The 18,691-nt window shown below is 36.0% G+C and carries 10 protein-coding genes; 2 read left to right on the forward strand and 8 right to left on the reverse strand.

From position 1 onward, the window contains the following. Positions 1 to 6: 6 nt before the first annotated feature. Both QWY91_RS02810 and QWY91_RS02815 read right to left on the reverse strand, forming a co-directional pair. On the reverse strand, positions 7 to 1,233 hold the full coding sequence (locus QWY91_RS02810; RefSeq protein WP_290231497.1) for a nucleoside permease: 1,227 nt from the start codon (positions 1,231 to 1,233) through the stop codon (positions 7 to 9). Between the two features lie 9 nt (positions 1,234 to 1,242). Then, positions 1,243 to 2,244, reverse strand: a complete 1,002-nt coding sequence (locus QWY91_RS02815) for a sugar phosphate isomerase/epimerase family protein (RefSeq protein ID WP_290231499.1) — start codon at positions 2,242 to 2,244, stop codon at positions 1,243 to 1,245. A 148-nt stretch (positions 2,245 to 2,392) separates the two neighbouring features. Between QWY91_RS02815 and QWY91_RS02820 the strand changes: the two genes are divergently transcribed. Both QWY91_RS02820 and QWY91_RS02825 read left to right on the forward strand, forming a co-directional pair. After that, a complete protein-coding gene (locus QWY91_RS02820) occupies positions 2,393 to 4,099 on the forward strand; it encodes a GMC oxidoreductase (protein WP_290231501.1) in 1,707 nt (568 codons plus the stop codon). 9 nt (positions 4,100 to 4,108) lie between these two features. Further along, on the forward strand, positions 4,109 to 4,762 hold the full coding sequence (locus tag QWY91_RS02825) for a gluconate 2-dehydrogenase subunit 3 family protein (RefSeq protein ID WP_290231503.1): 654 nt from the start codon (positions 4,109 to 4,111) through the stop codon (positions 4,760 to 4,762). A gap of 239 nt (positions 4,763 to 5,001) precedes the next feature. Here the strand turns inward: QWY91_RS02825 and QWY91_RS02830 are convergent, their stop codons facing one another. From QWY91_RS02830 to QWY91_RS02855, 6 genes are all read right to left on the reverse strand, one after another. Further along, a complete protein-coding gene (locus tag QWY91_RS02830) occupies positions 5,002 to 5,895 on the reverse strand; it encodes a GyrI-like domain-containing protein (protein ID WP_290231505.1) in 894 nt (297 codons plus the stop codon). Between the two features lie 3 nt (positions 5,896 to 5,898). Further along, entirely contained in the window at positions 5,899 to 7,239 is a 1,341-nt protein-coding gene (locus tag QWY91_RS02835) for a vanadium-dependent haloperoxidase (protein WP_290231506.1), read from the reverse strand. Positions 7,240 to 7,241: 2 nt separating this feature from the next. Further along, on the reverse strand, positions 7,242 to 10,508 hold the full coding sequence (locus QWY91_RS02840; protein ID WP_290231508.1) for a VCBS repeat-containing protein: 3,267 nt from the start codon (positions 10,506 to 10,508) through the stop codon (positions 7,242 to 7,244). Then, positions 10,508 to 13,858 (reverse strand): VCBS repeat-containing protein, encoded by a 3,351-nt coding sequence (locus QWY91_RS02845; protein ID WP_290231510.1) that lies wholly within the window; start codon positions 13,856 to 13,858, stop codon positions 10,508 to 10,510. Before QWY91_RS02845 ends, QWY91_RS02840 begins: the two co-directional genes overlap by 1 nt. 106 nt (positions 13,859 to 13,964) lie before the next feature. Then, positions 13,965 to 15,506, reverse strand: a complete 1,542-nt coding sequence (locus QWY91_RS02850; protein ID WP_290231512.1) for a RagB/SusD family nutrient uptake outer membrane protein — start codon at positions 15,504 to 15,506, stop codon at positions 13,965 to 13,967. 9 nt (positions 15,507 to 15,515) lie between these two features. After that, positions 15,516 to 18,599, reverse strand: coding sequence for a SusC/RagA family TonB-linked outer membrane protein (locus QWY91_RS02855; protein WP_290231514.1), 3,084 nt, complete (start codon positions 18,597 to 18,599; stop codon positions 15,516 to 15,518). Between the last annotated feature and the right edge of the window lie 92 nt (positions 18,600 to 18,691).

The following is an 18,691-nucleotide window of genomic DNA, read 5'->3' on the forward strand; positions in this document are numbered from 1 at the left end:
TAAATTTTATTCTGAGTATTCTACTTTTTCATTTCTAAAGAAGATAGCAAATAAGATCATCACCACAAAAGCAAAACCGGCAGGAACTATCCAGATATTCGTCCAATCGTGACTTCCATCGGCATTAAGATACATATCACTGATTTGACCTGCTACCCAAAACCCTATAAGCATTCCAACTCCGTAGGTTGCTAGTGTAATAAGTCCTTGGGCCGCACTTTTAATTTTTGGACCAGCTTTAGAATCGGTATAAATTTGTCCCGATACAAAGAAGAAATCATAACAAATCCCATGTAAAGCGATGCCTAAATAAAGCATGATAACTGTTTCATCTGCATTTCCGTAAGCAAATAATAGGTATCTGATGGTCCATGCCAACATTCCGGCAATAAGCGTGATTTTAAAACCATATCTCTTAAAGAAAAAAGGAATCAATAAAAGAAATAAAGCTTCTGAAACCTGACCAATAGCCATTTTTGCAGTAGGCGATCCCATACCTATTTCAGCTAAAAACGGATTTGCATTTTGATAATAAAAGGCTAGAGGAATACAAATTAATATTGAAGATAAAAAGAACATTAAAAAGTTCCTATTCTTCAGTAATCCAATAGCTTCTAATCCCAGTATATCTTTAATAGTAATTTTCTCTCCTTTACCAGAAGGCGGAGTTTTAGGTAAGCTGAAACTAAAAAGGCCTAATATTGTTGATGCAATAGCCACCATTAAGAATGTATACTTTAGCATCCCTTCAGCTCTTGCTTCCGGTGCATCCCAAGCAAACACTGTACTAATAACCACTCCTGAGACAATCCATCCGATAGTTCCAAAAACTCTAATATTAGAGAATTCTTTAGATGGGTCTTTCATTTGCGCAAATGAAATAGAGTTTACTAAAGCCAAAGTTGGCATGTATAATATCATGTATCCTAGCACATAGGGATAAAAACTTCCAAAGTCTACAGAGCTGTACATCAAATACATTAAAATAGCACCAATTAGATGCAAAACGCCTAAAATCCTTTCAGCATTAAAAAATCTATCAGCAATAAGACCAATGATAAAAGGGGCGATAATTGCTCCCCAAGATTGTGTTGAAAATGCCATCGCAGTTTCTGCTCCCGTAGCTTGCAAATTATCAGCCAAAAAAGTGCCTAAGGTAACAAACCATCCGCCCCAGATAAAAAATTCTAGGAACATCATAAGGGATAACTGAAATCTAATCCGTTTTTTCATATTTTTAATTTAGAGTTGCGCGGCCTCTTCGAGTAATAATTCTTTTGTCTTTAATATTCCCTCTTCTGGAGTTAGATTTGATCCTTCGAATTCTACTCCTATCCAACCTTTGTATCCAGATTCTTTTACGATTTTAAGGATTCTTGAAATATCCATAGAAGACTCTTTTCCTTCCTCATTAAAATCATAAGTTTTCGCACTAACGGCTTTTGCGTAAGGCATCATTTCTTCTATTCCTTGATAGGTGGGATATTCTTCAACACATTCTGCACCCCACATTTCACCATTCTTTCTGCGCAGGCAAAAATTACCAAAATCGGGTAATGTTCCACAGTTTGGTAAATCAACTTCGTCCATAACTTCAGCTAAAAGCTTAGCATTGCTAGATAAACCGCCGTGATTTTCCACTAATACATTAATACCTTTGGTAGAAGCATATTCAGATAATTCAGTTAAGCCTTTTACCGCATTTGTTTTCCACTCTGCTTCTTTATTACTTCCAAACAGATTTACTCTGATGGCATGGCAGTCCAAAAATTGAGCTGCATCTACCCATCTTTTATGTTTTTGGATGGCTTCTTCTCTTTTTTCATCTTCCATCGCTGCTAAATCTCCTTCATCATCGACCATTATCAGCACATTTTCAACATTAAATTGCTCACTTTTTGCTTTTAAAGTGTCTAAAAGTTTTGAGAATGCAGCTTCAGGATTATCTGAATCTCGATATTTATCAAAATAAAGCTGATTTACATATTCGACTCCTTCAAAACCTAACTGACTTGCTTTTTCAGCAAAATCAATTGCATCTAATTTTCCGCTGTGAATTGGTTTTTCTAAAGACCATTGCGCCAAACTTAATTTGAAGAAAGGTTTATTGCTTACAGTAGAATCAATGGATGCGGAGGTATTCTCTTTATTTTCTGTTTCTTTATTTTTACAAGAAAGTAATGATAAATTGAAGACAATAAAGCCTAAAAATATGATTCGAAACCTGGATGTTTTGATGTTCATAAATTCTCTTAATATGTTATAATAAATTGAAGAATAATTTTTATTTCAGTTATAAAAGTATTGTTTTTTGTAAAGATGTGAAATTATACTCAATAATTTATATATTTGAGATGATTCGATTATCAAATTATTAACCAATAACAAAATTGTGAGCAAAAGCTATTATCAAAACGAGACCTACGATGCCATTGTGGTTGGTACAGGAATTAGTGGAGGATGGGCCGCAAAAGAATTGTGCGAAAAGGGTTTTAAAACTCTGGTGTTAGAAAGAGGACGCATGATAGAACACGTGAAAGATTATCCCACGATGAATGATGATCCTTGGGATTATCAATTTAAAGGAAAACAAACTCGCGAAGAAGCTGCGCGCCAACAGAAACAAGCCCGTACAGGATATTCTACGAATAAGGCTAGTGCACATTGGTTTGTAGATGATATAGATCACCCGTATAACGAAGAAAAGAGATTCGACTGGATGCGTGGATACCATGTAGGAGGTCGATCAATAATGTGGGGACGTCATAGCTATCGTCTTAGTGATTTAGATTTCGAAGCAAATAAAAAAGATGGAGTAGGTGTCGATTGGCCTATTCGTTATAAAGATATTGCGCCCTGGTATGATTATGTAGAATCCTACATAGGGGTAAGTGGCCGCAAAGAAGGATTAAACCAATTACCAGATGGTAATTTTTTGCCTCCTATGGATCTAAATTGTTTAGAGGAGCATGTAAGAGAGCGAATTGCAGAAAACTTTGAAGGCCGAGTTTTAACCGCAGGGAGAGTAGCCCATATAACCGGAGATAAGAAATTTGAAGGACGTTCTAATTGTCAGTTTAGAAATCGTTGTATTAGAGGTTGCCCTTATGGCGGTTACTTTAGCAGCCCATCTTCTACATTGCCGGCGGCAAGCAAAACTAATAACATGACCCTGAGACCTTATTCTATTGTAAGTGAAGTGTTATATGATCCCGATACTAAAGAAGCGACAGGTGTAAAAGTAATCGATACGGAAACTAAAGAAGAGATGGAATTTAATGCCAATGTCATATTCCTTTGCGCTTCTTCAATGGCTTCTACCAGCATTCTAATGCAATCCAAATCTGATAGATTTCCTGACGGCTTAGGAAACGATAGTGGAGAACTGGGACACAATATTATGGATCATCACTTTCAGGTTGGAGCTTCAGGAAAGTATGATGGTTTTGAAGATTCTTATTATAAGGGTAGAAAGCCAAACGGAATTTACCTGCCACGTTTCAGAAATTTAAGTGATAATGAAGGCTTAGATTTTATAAGAGGATATGGCTACCAGGGAGGTGCTAGTCGTGATAACTGGCAAGAAACTATTGCAGAATTGGGATATGGTAAGGAGATGAAAGAAGCCATTACAAAACCGGGAGGATGGACGATGGGTCTTTTAGCTTTTGGAGAATGCCTGCCTTACCATGATAACAAAATGACTTTGAATTACGATAAGCTCGATAAATGGGGAATTCCTACAATTACATTTGATGCTGAATTTAAAGAAAACGAGATTAAAATGCGTAAGGATATGAAAGAGCAGGCTATCGCTATGTTAGAAAAAGCAGGCTGCCGTGATATTTCTTCTTACGATAATTTAGGAGCTCCGGGACTTGGTATCCATGAAATGGGAACAGCAAGAATGGGACGTGATCCAGAAACTTCTGTTTTGAACGGAAATAATCAGGTACACGCTGTTAAAAACGTTTATGTTACCGATGGCGCATTTATGACTTCTTCAGGTTGTCAAAATCCATCGCTTACATACATGGCAATGACTGCCAGAGCCGCAGATCACGCCTCTAAAAACTTTAAAAAATCGTCTAACTCCTAATCGAAAATCATGAATAGAAGACAAGCCTTAAGAAATATTGGATTGGGAGCTGGAGTGATATTTGTTGGCCCCAGTACACTAAGCTTATTGCAAAGTTGTAAGAGCGATCCAACTTACGATTGGAATCCTACTTTTTTATCTGCTGCAAATGGATTTATACTGAAAGAGGTTTTAGAAGTAATTTTGCCTAAAACAGATACCGCTGGTGCCGGCGACTTAAATTTAGCTGAATTTATAGATTCTTATATGGCTGAGGTCGCTCCAGAATCACAACAAGAAGAATTCCAGAAATCCGCTGATGCTTTTGCGAGTGCTTTTGAAAAAGAATTCGCTGAAAATCCTGGGAATGGTACGACTGAACAATATGATAAAATTATAGCAAAATACTTAAAAGCCAGTCCAGAAGAAAAGCAACGTTTTATGCCAAAAAGGAATACTGAAACTCAGGATCCTCAAGATAGAGCTCCTGAAGAAGATATAGCTGAAAACCATGATTCTGGTGCTCTAGCATATTTAGAAATTGTTAGAGATGTCGGGATTTGGGCTTGGCTAACAAGTGAACAAATAGGAGAAAATGTACTTTGGTACGATCCAATCCCCGGAGAATACATTCCTTGTGGAACAGTAGAAGAATTTGGAGGAGGAAAAGCAATGTCGCTTTAGAACCTTTTTAATGTTTTTTATAAAATTAGTTTGCATTTTGGTTGTGCTAATTGTTATATAAAAAAAGCTGTCCTTTTAATTAGGACAGCTTTTTTACTTTACAGCAATTTTTTGATTTCAAAAAAGCGGATTTGGAAATTAAAAGAATTTCTAATAGTATTTCAAATTCGAAAAAAGATTTTATTAAAGTATATCCAAATTAGATATTTATAGTAGATATTTTTTACTGAATATTTAACCTATCTAACCAAAGTATAAATATCAGTTTTCCAATCAATAGAATTTCCTCCCATTTCTGGATTACTATTAAAAACTTCTAATACTTGGTCACTAAGGTTTAAATTATTCTTTTTAGCATAATCCTGTAATTTATACCAGCCGAAATGCGTGAATAGGTAATTCCCATTAAAGACCACATGCATTGCATTAAATGATGGCAGCGTTTTTAGTTTGATTTTTTCGGTTTCGGATAAACCTTCTTTTTGTATAATAGGAAAACAAAAATCGAATTTAATTTCATTCGTTACTTTATCCCAGCTTTTAACCAAAACCCTTGGTTTTTCTGGCATTTCCAATTCATGTTCTAAAACATAGTCTGATAAATAACCAATATTGGTCATCATGAGCATGGCTTTTTGTTGTAACTGCCCTTTTAAACTCATGCACGCACAATCTGTTTTTGGCGCTTTTGCCTTACCAATTATTTTAATAGAATAATTGCTTTTATCTGCTTCAATAGATTTTCGAATAATCTTGAGTTCTGCTTTAAGGCTATCTTGTTCTTTATTTTCTCCGAACAATAAAGAAAGCCGATTAGAAATACGATTTTGTGGATGATGCACAACTGCTTTTATCTGGTTTACAGAGTCATTTAAAGTTGAAATATTCCAATCGATTAGTAAGGGTTTATCTTCAAAATCGAGTTTATGCGTTACTTTTTTATTCAGGCTTTCTTCAGTAATTTCGGCATTGCTGAAATGGTCATATTGCCAGTATTGTAATTTTTCGTAAATAATACCACTTGGAGTATTGGTGGTAAAGGCAATGCTATAGTCGTAAGGTTTAACAGCAAGATACCAGATAGAAATACCAACTAAGCCTACGATGAATAGTCCCAAAAGTAGTTTCTTCATTATCTATAACGCTTTTACATTTAAAGTATTCACAACATGCTTTCCTAGATCGATTCCCTGCTCCAATCCATTTTCTATAGCTGCACGATAGTGTATGCCACCATAGAGTCTACTTAGCGCAGCTTCTTGAGCTGCATTTCTAAATGATGTATATTCTCTTTGCGGTAAGCCATAACGTACCTCTGTATCATCTAAAAACTGAAATTGATCACCAAATAACTGCGTTAATATTTCTGCAGAAGTTCCACTTACAACAGAATGTCCGCTGGTGTACTCTGGGAATGGAGGTGTTTGTAAAACGGGTTTCCATTGGTCATCTATAAACTTATTAATAAGTGTTTCTGGACGTATAAGGTTACTGCTATATTTTTCGTCCCAGCAACTTATAAAAGCATCAGCAATACCTATACTTATAGTGGTATAGGCATAAACGGTTTTATCAAAATCAAGATTGGCTTTTTGACTTGCGATTTTTGTAATACCAATCCAGTGACCGCCAGGAGTAATTTTTTTTGTGGCAAACATTAAATGTCCACGTTGAGTTGAAACATAAGGATTACAATCCCAAAATTTAGCGATAGACAGCTCTTCAGATTTGTTCCCGGTTTTATCCATTTGATTTCTTACTTCATAAACCTCCATTAACTCTTTATAGAAAACGGATCCTACTTTCATCGAGAATTCAGGATGAGGCTTTGGTTTAAATTGCGAAGCCGAATCTAATGTGAAAGGCCTAATTTTCATCCAATGTGGTTCTATCCCATCCATATAGGTTGGGGGAGTAGGCTGCCAACGCGAAACATCTTCAGTATACACCGAAAATTTAGGCATGGTTCGCGTTTCCTTATAGTTATCTTTATCGATCCATCTTTTGAAAGCATCAGCGACCTGCATTCCGTAGGTTTCAGAATTTAAAAAGATTTCCTCATTATTTTCTTTCCAGCGTACAAATAAACTATCCCTGTAATTGGTGATTTCGGCTTCAGAAAAAATAAGCGTCTTCCCAATTTCTAATTGTGCGATTAAGGCCGCCATTTTATAATCTATATTTTTGGTAGTATCTAATACCGGGATTTTGATATCTGCATTTATAGTTTTTGTGAGGGACTCTAATTCGGGATTATGTTGCGCTACAATTTCGTAGGCAGCAAGGTTAGCATACGAATAAATTCGGCTTGCGACCGGTGGCGAGAAAATATCATGCACCATGATATTGGTAATTTGGTCTAAAGAGGCGTGATAATCTAAAGCGCTTATGTTTAGGGCTTCAATATTTGTATTTTTATCATCTGCACAGGCGCTGAGTATTGCTATACTTAAAAGTAACATTAGAGCTTTTCTCATGCTTAGTTGAGTTTATAAATTTCTGGTTTATCGTTATTAAAGGTTACTAGTAAATAATCCTGGTTTTCAAAATTTAAAATATCAAGGTTAATTAACGCCTTTTGTGTAAAATTAATACCAAGATCTTTTGCTTCGATATAAGTGTCGACAGATTGCAGCATAATGCCGGCGAGTTGATCGAATTTGCCATGATATGGTATCGTTCCAAAATAATTACCGCCAATAAGCACTTCAGTTTTGTCGTCTTTATTAAAATCGTACTCCAAAAATGATGTTATTGGGGATATTTGTAAAGGATTTTTAAAAGCTTTAAAGCTGAAATTTCCATTTTCATTTAGCAAATATCCTGAAGCAAGTGTTTCAACTTCCAAAATTTCCGCTTTATTCAGCTTTTCGCTACTAAAGATTTCTTCGACCGTTTTACCTGCAAAACTTTTATAGTTGGGGAATTTTTTACGCAGATAAGACAATTGTCCCACCAGCATATCTAAACCATTAACGGGATAGTAGTTGCCATTTTTTTCCTGGGCTAGAATGGTTTCAGTACTTCCGTTAGTATCAAAATCAAGATAATACATTTTAAGCGGATTCTCTCTATTTGCGCTCAATTTTGTGTTTAATCCCCAGTTTCCTAGCAAATAATCCTTATCACCATCATCGTCTATATCAAATGCGGCGATAGTTTGCCATAATCCTTTTAAATCACCTTCAATTTTGTATGCTGTAAGTTTTCCTCCTTGATTCTCATAGAATTTTGGTGCCATCCATTCGCCAACTACGATAAGATCGATCTGCCCATCATTATTAAAGTCGGTCCAGGTAGCATCGGTAATCATTCCAATTTGTCCAAGATTATTTTTTTGATCGATGCTAAAATTTCCATTTTCGTTTTTCAGTAAAAATGACTGCGAAATTTTACCAAAATCGTTAGAAACTGCAGCGCCGCCTACAAAAAGATCTATATCGCCATCGCTATCATAATCGGCTGCTTTTACCACGCTACCATTTTCAAAATATTCCGGAAATTTACTTTTACTGAAGTTTTTATCTTGCTGGAGATATAATCGATCTAATAAGGCTTTGTTTTCACCATAATATTCTCCGCCCCCCGAAACAATAAGCAAATCATTTTCTCCATTATTGTCAAAATCTTCGATTACTGCCGAAATATCTTCTGTGTGAATATCCTCCTCTAAAGCCGAAATTGTTTGTTTTTCGAAGCCTTTTTTGGTTTGAAAATAGACTGCTGAATTGTCGAATTTTGCACTTCCGAAGAAAATATCTTCTTTCCCATCGCCATTGATATCTTTTACCACAACGGCCGGGCCACGATCTGAAATTTTATACGGAATTAGTTTTTGGCGATCAAAATCTTGATAGCGATTCTCTTTATGCTCGTAATCAAGCCCTGGCAACGAATCGACTTTAGTAAACCATGGCTCATTTTTTATAAAAAGGGTAGTGTAGTTTACTTTTTTTAGATTTTCCTCTGGCTTTAGATAAAGTGTTTGCCCCAAGTCGATATTCGATAATTTCTGAATAGAATTATTGGGCCAAATAATTAAAAGAGAATCGATTTTAGTAGTTTCCGGAAAGCCAAAATGTATTACAGCCTCTGAAGCCGATTGAAATCCGCGTGTAGTAAATAATTGTTTTATTTGTCGGTTCCCATTTTGATAAGCAATTGCTTTACTGCCAATTCCCTGAATATTTGAAGTTTTGTACTCCAATTTTATTTTCAGATAATTCTTATTGTTTTTAGTAATTAAGTTTTCATAAATCCGTGCCGGCGAGTTAATATTGTTGGTAATAATATCCAGATCGCCATCGTTATCTAAATCGGCATAAGCCGAGCCGGTACTCATAATACTGTCTTTTGAGATCCAGACGCCAGAAAGATCTTTAAAATTCAGGCTTTTACTACCTTTAAAAATACGGTTTGCTACCGCTCCAGAAGGCATCATTTCGATCGCTTTTTTATCGATTTTATTTCCTTTACTCAGTTCTTTTTGAATCTGATTATTCGAAACATATTTTATATAATCGTAGTCATTTGGGCGCTTTGGGATTCCTGTTGAAATAAAAACGTCCTGTATTCCGTCTAAATCATAATCAGCAAAAAGCGCACTCCAGCTCCAATCGGTAGCGGCCAGACCACTAATTAATCCTAGATCCTGAAAATATTCACCTCCCTGATTTATTTGCAACATGTTGCGGCTAAATTGATCGTGATAATGCAGACGTTCACTCTTCATTTTATGGATATCTGGGGAATCATCGCCCATACTCGTTTTAATCACTTTTTCATCATCAGGAAGCATATCCAAGGTGAGAATATCCAAAAATCCATCGTTATTCACATCGGCAGCATCGCTACCCATAGAAAATCTGCTGGTATGCCCAAATTTAGATTTTAGACTTTCGGTAAAAGTACCGTCACCATTATTCAGATAATAAAAATCGTCTTCATGAAAATCGTTGCTGATGTAGATATCGGTAAAGCCATCGTTATTAAAATCGGCTGTAGCTATCCCAAGTCCGTAACCATTTGAGCCACCGTAAATCCCGGCTTCTTCGCTAACATCGGTAAAATGATCGCCGTCGTTTCTTAACAGTTTATCGCCACTTTTTTTATTCCGTTTCTCTCTAATTTCAGCAGGACCATAGGTGTTTACCGTATGCACAGCATGATTCAGCAAATACATATCTAAATCGCCATCGTTGTCATAATCAAAAAAGGCAGCATTGGTACTATAATTCTGGAAATCTAAACCAAAATCGGCTGCTTTTTCAGTAAAAGTTCCGTTGCCATTATTGATAAAGAGTTCATTTTTCCCTTTTAGCCCATTAATACCAACAACGGCGCAAACATAGATATCCAAAAGATTGTCCCCATTAATATCCACTATCGCTGTACCCGTGTTCCAATCTGAATTTCCAGAAACTCCGGCAGTTTCAGTAATATCTTCAAATTGCAGGTTTCCTTTATTCAAAAATAATTTGTTGGGGACCTGATTTCCGGTAAGAAAAATATCAGGCAGGCTGTCGTTATTAATATCGCCAATAGCAACGCCACCGCCATTATAATAATACAGGTAATCTAAAATGTTGAGGCTATCTGTTTCAGTGAGTGTGTTACTGAAATTAAGATTGGTGATTTCTGCATCCAATTCTTTAAATAGGGCAGGAGCAGTATCGTCCTGTTCTATCTCTTTTTTAGAACAGGCCGCCATAATCACCAAAATCAATATGTAGCAAAGCTTTTTCATTACTGAAGTTTGTACAATTTCGGTTTTTCGTTGTTAATTCCCACTAACAGTAAATTTTCGCCTTTTTTATTTTGAATAATTTTTAGATCCCGAACCTGACCTTTAAAAAATAGACCTGTTTTTTCTGAAGTTTCGGCTTTAAAATTGCCTTTTCCATCGTTAACTAAAACAAGTCCATAATTAGAATCTAATCTTGAAAACTGAGGTTTTAGATCGTAGTCATTACCGGCAATAATAATATCCGAATTTTCGTCATTGTTAACATCTATGACTTCGATGGCATGAATAGAACTAAATTGTGCCATAGGCGGCATTTCCTTAATGTCAAAGTTTCCATCTCCTTTGTTGATCGCTATAACACTTTTAAAGCTGCTAATTTCCTTTACTAAAGCTTGGGCTAAAACCTCTTTAGAAAATAACTGATCTATAGATTTTGTTGCATATTCAGCGAATTTTAAGTTTTGTTTTTTAACCGAAGAAATCTGGCCAGAAAGTTCTCTACGTAAATGTATGGGAACGTCTTTTCCATTAATAGGTCTCGTGAAAATTTGTTCTGTGGTGCCATTATCATCAAAATCGCTGATGTATACTTTCACCGGTTTTTTTTTACTTGCATTGTAAAAAGAATTAGTGCCGCGATTTCCTAAAATCAAGTCGGGGAGTCCATCTTTATTAAGATCGGCAACTTTCATACTGTTCCATGCACCAGCGTATTCACTAAGATTAGAGCTTATTTGAGTTAATTTTTTATTCTGAACTTTAAAAATTGCCGGTGCCTTCCAATCTCCCGTGACGATTAGTTCAGCAGTCCCATTGTTATTGATATCTACCCAGCTCGCATCGGTGATCATTCCCAGATTGTCGAGATTAGATGTATCTAACGCGGTAAATTGTCCGTTTCCATTATTCTTAAGCAATTGATGCATGGGATTAATACCATAAACTCCAGGAACGCTTCGATATCCAATAAATAGATCGGTAATTCTATCATTATCAAAATCATTTGCTGCAATAACAGCTGCGTTTTGGTCATTGATAGGAAGAGCTGAATTTTCTTCGCTGAATTTTCCATTCCCATCATTCAGATAAATTCGAGTTTCATATTGCGCTTTATCAGCATAAATAGTATTCCCGCCAGAAATTATAATTAGGTCTTCAAAGTCATCATTATTAATATCAAGAAAAATAGCACCGGTTTCTTCAAAAACTTTAGATTCTTCGGTGTTATCCAGAATCGTTTGTAAAAATCTACCATTAGACTGCTGAATATAAAGTACTCCCGACTGATTTCGCGCTCCTGCCATGTAAAAGTCATCATTTCCGTCATTATTCACATCGGCAACAGCAATTGCAGGCCCCTCGCGAGAAAGCATTTTGTTGATCAAACCTTCGTAATCGTAATCTATGTAGTTATCTTCTTTATGTGCAGTAAAATCGGTGTCGATTTCTTTGAAATATTGATTGTAATTGATTTTTGAAAGACTGAATTCTTCTGCTTCAGTCTGGTCGAAAACTAAAAGTGTATTAATTTCAACATTAGTTTTTAAAGAGGCCATTTTATCAGGCCATGTTATACGTATCGAATCAATTTTTTCTTGTGCTCCTATACCAAAAGTTAAGTTGTAATCTGTTGAAGACTGAAAACCACGCGTAGGAATAAGTTGTTGGGTAAATTGATTATCTTCAGTATAAACTACCACTTTACTACCAATAGCGAAGGTGTTTTTATCGTTCCCTTTTAGCTCAATTTTAGTCCAGTTATGATCTCTCTTCTTGTTCGTTTCATTGCGGTAAACAAACAATTCCATATTCACGTTGTTCACGATAAGATCTAAATCGCCATCATTATCTAGATCGCCATAAGCCGATCCATTAGAAAAACTTGGCGTATCAAATCCCCAATCTTCTGTAGTGTTAGAAAAACTTAAATCGGCATTATTTTTAAATGCAAAATTAGGAATAGCCGTGCTGGGCATTTCGTTTAAAATAGAGTCAAATTCCTTTTTTTGCCCGGTAAGCACCATATCCTGAAGAATATCGTTAGCAAAGAAATCCATAAAATCCTGATTAGTAAGATCGTGGTAGATGCCGTTACTTACATAAATATCTTTATAACCATCGTTATCCATATCGAAGATTAAGGCACCCCAACTCCAATCTGTTTGCGCTACGTCACTATAAAATGCGATTTCAGAAAAACTATTATTTCCAGTATTTAGCTGAAGACTATTTTGCATAAACTGATGATAGAAATCGCGATCTTGCTTTAATTTATAAAGATCAAAACGTTCAAATTCAGTAGTGTTTTTTATGCGTTCATCATTTTTGGGGAGCATATCAGTTACAAAAATTTCAGGTAATCCATCATTGTTGATATCAGCAATATCAGCACCCATAGAAAACATGCTTAAATGCGAAATTCTATTTTTTATTCCCTCATTAAAAGTACCGTTCCCTTCATTAATATATAGATAGTCACGCTCGTAGAAATCGTTTGAAACATAGATATCGGGCAGCATATCATTATTGACATCACCAATGGTCACCCCAAGCCCAAAACCAATTAGACTACCATAAATACCGGCTTCTTCACTAACATCTTTGAATTTTCCATTATCATTTCGTAATAGTTTATCTCCGCCGCCTTTAAAAACCTCTGGTAAATTCCAGTCTTTACTACGAAGTTCTCTTTTATTATTGTAACCAAGACTTGATGCAGGAATAAAACTATTGTTGAGGATATAAACATCCAAATCACCATCTAGATCATAGTCGAAAAATGCAGCATGAGTAGTAAAACCATTTTCATTGAGATTATATTCTGAAGCTTTTTCTGTAAAAGTAAGATCCCCATTATTTATATAAAGTTCATTTCTACGATCTTCACCTTCAATGTTGCCTGCATTACAAACATAGATGTCTAGCAAACCGTCGCTGTTAATATCTACCATAGTGACACCGGTAGACCATGAACGATTTCCCTGAGTTGCTGAAGTTTCAGAAATATCTTTAAACTTAAAATCACCTTGATTAAGGTATAGTTTATTTTTACCCATGTTTGAAGTAAGATAAACATCTGGAAGTCCATCGTTATTGATATCGCCAATTCCTACACCCGCGCCGTTATAGAAGTTGCGATATCTGAAAATATTAAAATCTTTTTCGTTTTTTACCTGATTGATGAAAGAAATGCCCGTTGAATCTTTTGGCATAGCAGTAAATAGAAAATCGTTAGGTTCTTTATATTGCTTTTTGGAATCTTTATTACATCCATATAAAAAAGATAATAAGATGACAATACCTATATACCTGTTAAAGCATAAACTTAAAATCGCTGAAAATTTGTTCATTGTTGGGGTACGCTGATTAAAAATACCAAGTAAATTAAAAAATAAAATAAAAAAGACCTAAGTGGCGGCTAGCCGTCTCTTAAGTCTCTTCTAAAAATGATTAAGTCTAATATCCCGGATTCTGTGTCAAATTAGGGTTTGAAGTTAAGGCTACAGAAGGAATCGGGAATAATGCTCTAAATTCTTCCGTATTATCCTTGAACTCCCAAGTAGAATTGAAAGTTCCAAATCTAATTTGGTCCTGTCTTCTCCAGTATTCAGTATATAGTTCACGTCCGCGCTCATCTAGCATATCCTGTGCAGTTAATGAAGATAATGGTGCAGCTTTTCTTATGGTACGTAAGTTATTTACCATAGTTAGTGCATCATCAGAGCTAGAACCCCCTCGCATAATTGCTTCAGCTTTCATTAAATATGCATCAGCAAATCTAAATACAACTACATGGCCAGTGAAAGCACCGTTAGAAGGGTGATATTTTAGTACACGTATACCATTTCTTTCGTTGTTGCCTAAAAGACCTGGGAGATCTTTGGTAAAAACTAATGGATTACCAGCTCTATCCGTAAGCTCGCTACCATCGGCAGCATATTGCTGATTTATTAGAAAACCTTTGCCTATATAAGTACCAGTCGAATTACCATTTAAAGGTACGTAACCGCGTCTTTCTTCCTGTCCAGATCCTGGCGTATTTACGTTTTCATCACCTTCAAATAGATCATAGAATTCTGCTAAAGTTGAGAATCCATTCCATCCACCAGCGGCGTTATCATCTGTTCCCTGCGCATAATGGAGCGTAGACCACATTCGGTTTCCGGCACTAGATGTTGTATAAAGAATGGTCTCTGTATCATCTGAAGGTTCAAAAATTTCAAAAAAACCTTCCTGGAGTTCAAATCCTGCGCCTATAATTGCATCAACATGATCTATAACCGCTGTCATGTCTGCCGCTTCAGCAGATGCCGTCGCTAAATAAATATGCTTATTAAGGTATAATTTGGCCAATAAATAATGAGCGGCTGCTTTAGAAGCCTGTACTGTACCATTACCAGGTCCTATACTTGGTAAATCTGGCATAGCTTCGTTAAGATCCTGCATAACAAATTCAAAAGCTTCACTTCTTGTCATTACTCGAGGATTTACATCTGGACCTTCATCAACTTCTCTAAAAGGAACCTGTCCATAAAGATCCATTATCCAGTACATATGAAATGCTCTTAAGAATTTTGCTTCTGCGATTTGTTGTACATTTGCATCGCTCTCTGGAGCAATTATTTCAGTGAGATTGAATATAGCAGAGTTAAACTCGTTCCATGTATTTAGAACAAAGTTGTGGTTCGCATCCCACGTATGCTGATGTAACGTTCTCCAAACTCCATTATCCCCCCAGTCAGTTCCTCTGGTAGGAATTAATAACTCGTCTGAAGTACCTTCATTAAGTCCGTATAAATTTTCATGGGTTTCTACATTTGTTCGAAGGCTATTGTAGGCGTTACTTAAAGATCCAGCAACATCAGAAACACCAGTAAAGTCTCCAGTAGTCTGCACGCGCGATACAGAATCTGTGTCTTCTAACTCCAGGTCTGTACACGCGATAAAAGATCCCAGTGCTACTAAGAGTATTGAAAGTTTTATAAATCTATTTTTCATAATAATTTTTTAAAATGATACGTTCAACCCAAAAGTGAATGTTCTTGGCTTAGGATAAGCAGTATAATCGATACCGGCAGATGGAATTCCGTTCAATGCTTTGTTAGTATCAACCTCAGGATCTAAACCAGAATAATCTGTGATTACAAATAGATTCTGACCGTTTAAGTATAATCTTAAAGTCTTGAACATGCTATCTTCGTTAAGATCGAAGTTATACCCTAAAGTGGCATTTTGCATTCTTAGAAAATCTCCTTTTTCCAAGAATCTTGTAGAAACATCTGGAGCGTTTGAAGCAGATTCGCCATTATCAACTACATTGCGTGTCACATTACGACCATTATTTAAGGCTCCTTTTGTGAAAAATGCGTTTTCAGTATTATTATAGATATAGTGACCATACTGTCCTGCCATAAATAGGGAAAGATCCCAGTTTTTATATTCTACTCTTGTTGAAATACCAACATTAGTTGTTGGAAGTGCACTTTTTCCTATAAAAGTTTGAACATCACCATTAGGATAAATACTTTGCCCATTCTCATCAAAGCCACCAAATTCTCTTAAGTAGTAGGAGAATAAAGGTTGTCCACCAGCGAGTAATTGAGCAAATGCACCGGTAAGCCCCTGTCCATTAATTTCTCCTGTTCTGTTTTGTCCTGCGTAATCTTCAACCATGTTGTCGTTGTAGGCTATATTAAACCCGAAATTCCAGTACCAGTCTTCATTATTTATAATGTTATAATCAATAGCAAATTCAACACCTTTATTAATTACATGTGCATCTAAATTTTGATAAACGAATGGTTGAGGTGAAGGCTGCGCAGAGAATACCTGAATAAGTAGATCTGTTGTATTTTTATAATAAAAGTCTAAAGATCCACTTAATCTATCCTGCATAAAGCCAAAATCTAAACCAAGGTTGGTCTGGCTTGTTTCTTCCCATTGCAAATCTGGATTGGCAAAGGATACTTGCGTAACACCTGGGCGATTAATATTTCCATTATCCTGAATACCAAAATCGGCATATCGTTCTCTAACAGTATATTGATTATAAGGAATTTCTTGATTACCTGTGATACCATAACCTAATCTAAGCTTAAGAGTAGAAAAGGCTTCAGGAATAAAGTCTTCTTCTGCTAATTGCCATGCGAAAGCTCCAGATGGGAAAACACCATATTTATTGTTACCTCCAAATCTGGTAGAACCATCAGCTCTTAGCGTAGCTGTAAATAAATATTTTCCTGTAAGCTCAAAATTTACTCTAGCAAAATAAGACTGTAGTTCATCTGTAATATTAAAACTATCGTAAGCTACAGAAGTTGGCCCAATTCCTGAAGGAGATGTCAAATCTTCCGTTGCGATGTTTGGGAACAATCTGGTTACAAAAAAACCATTAGGATCGTATCCATATTGTTGGTAAGAACCAGAAATATTATTTCTTAAGATGTTATTTGCATCATTTAAACTACTGGTCATTTCTCCTAAATCTTCACTCTGGAATCCAAAACCACTTACATTATAACCTTTTCTTTCGAAATCTTGGAAAGAGTATCCAACCAAAGCTTCAAACTTCGAGTTCTCAAACATCTTTTCGTAATTCAAAGTAAATTCCATCAAACGGTTTGTAGCTTCAACTTGATTTAGCGCGCCTCTACCATTATCTGGTACGCCAGATTGAATCCCGGTTAAACCGCCAGATATTGCTGCTTCTCTGTTCGACTCAGAAGTATCATATCCAAAGTTTATTTTAGCATTCAAGCCTTCAATAACTTCATAATCGGCAGAGAAATTTAGAAGCACTCTATCGGTTTCCGATTCATCTGAAAAGTATTTTAATAGTGATAAAGGATTTATAATGCTTCCCTGAGGCTGAAAATCTGGATCTGCTGGGAAAGTGGGATTAGCCTGATAAGCTGCGCCTAATAAATCTCCTTGAAATCCTGCGTTATTAGAAATTGGTGCTCTGGTATCGTTTACTCTTGATAGAGTAGACTGTACATTCAATTTTAATTTATCGTCAAACAAACGCTGAGTAATATTGAATCTTCCAGAAAGACGCTCTAGAGCAGAATTTTCTACAATACCTTGTTGATCTGCATAACTTAAAGAAGCGCGATAATTACCACTATTATATGAGTCGGAATACGACAAATTATGAATCTGAGAAAAAGCCGTTCTGGTAATTTCGTCTTGAAAATCGGTATTTGCGCCTTGGTCTAAAATAGCAAGATCTCCACCTAATTCAGATACAGCTTCTAAATACTCATCTCTATCCAATAAATCATACGTATTGGCGGGAGAGGCTAAACTTAAGGTTGTACCATAATCCAGTCTAGACTCAGTTCCTCTACCAGTTTTGGTAGTAATAATTACCACTCCGTTCGCACCACGAGAACCGTAAATGGCGGTAGCAGAAGCATCTTTTAAAACGCTCATACTTTCAATATCTGAAGGATTTAAAAAGTTAAGCGGATTTTTTGCTGAACTTGATCCAAAACCTACATCGTCCCCACCAGAAGAAACTTCATTTCCAGCTAAAGGAACACCATCTACCACAAATAGTGGATTGTTACCACCTCTTACCGAAGAAGTACCACGAATTCTAATGTTTACGCCACTTCCTGGCTCACCACTAGTGGTAGTGATTTGTAAACCCGCAGTTTTACCTTGTATTAACTCTTCAGGAGAAGAGATAACACCCTGGTTAAAATCTTCAGCAGAAACGGTTGCTACGGCACCTGTTGCATCCTTAACGGTGGTAGATCCGTAACCAATAACTACGACTTCGCTTAAGGCAGCAGCATCTTCATATAAAGTTACATTGATAGTCGATCTACCCTCGACGGCAATTTCCTGTTGTGAGTATCCTACAAAGCTAAAAACCAGTGTTGCATTTTCTCCAACATTATTTAGACTGTAGTTTCCATCGAAATCTGTCGTGGTTCCATTTGAGGTGCCTTTTACCAGAATATTCACTCCTGGAATTGGCATAGAACCATCTGTAACTGTTCCCGAAATCGATTGCGCCTTTGCAAAAGAAAAACAAAGCGCAACAAAAAGAAACAGACTAAACCTGAGTAATCCTTTTTTCATACAAATAATTTTACAATTTGATTAACTAAACTTTATAATTCCTAGATATAAAATTAATAAAATTTAGATAAAAAAATGAATATTATTTAATT

The sequence above is a fragment of the Zunongwangia endophytica genome, from assembly GCF_030409505.1.
Classification (GTDB): Bacteria; Bacteroidota; Bacteroidia; order Flavobacteriales; family Flavobacteriaceae; genus Zunongwangia; species Zunongwangia endophytica.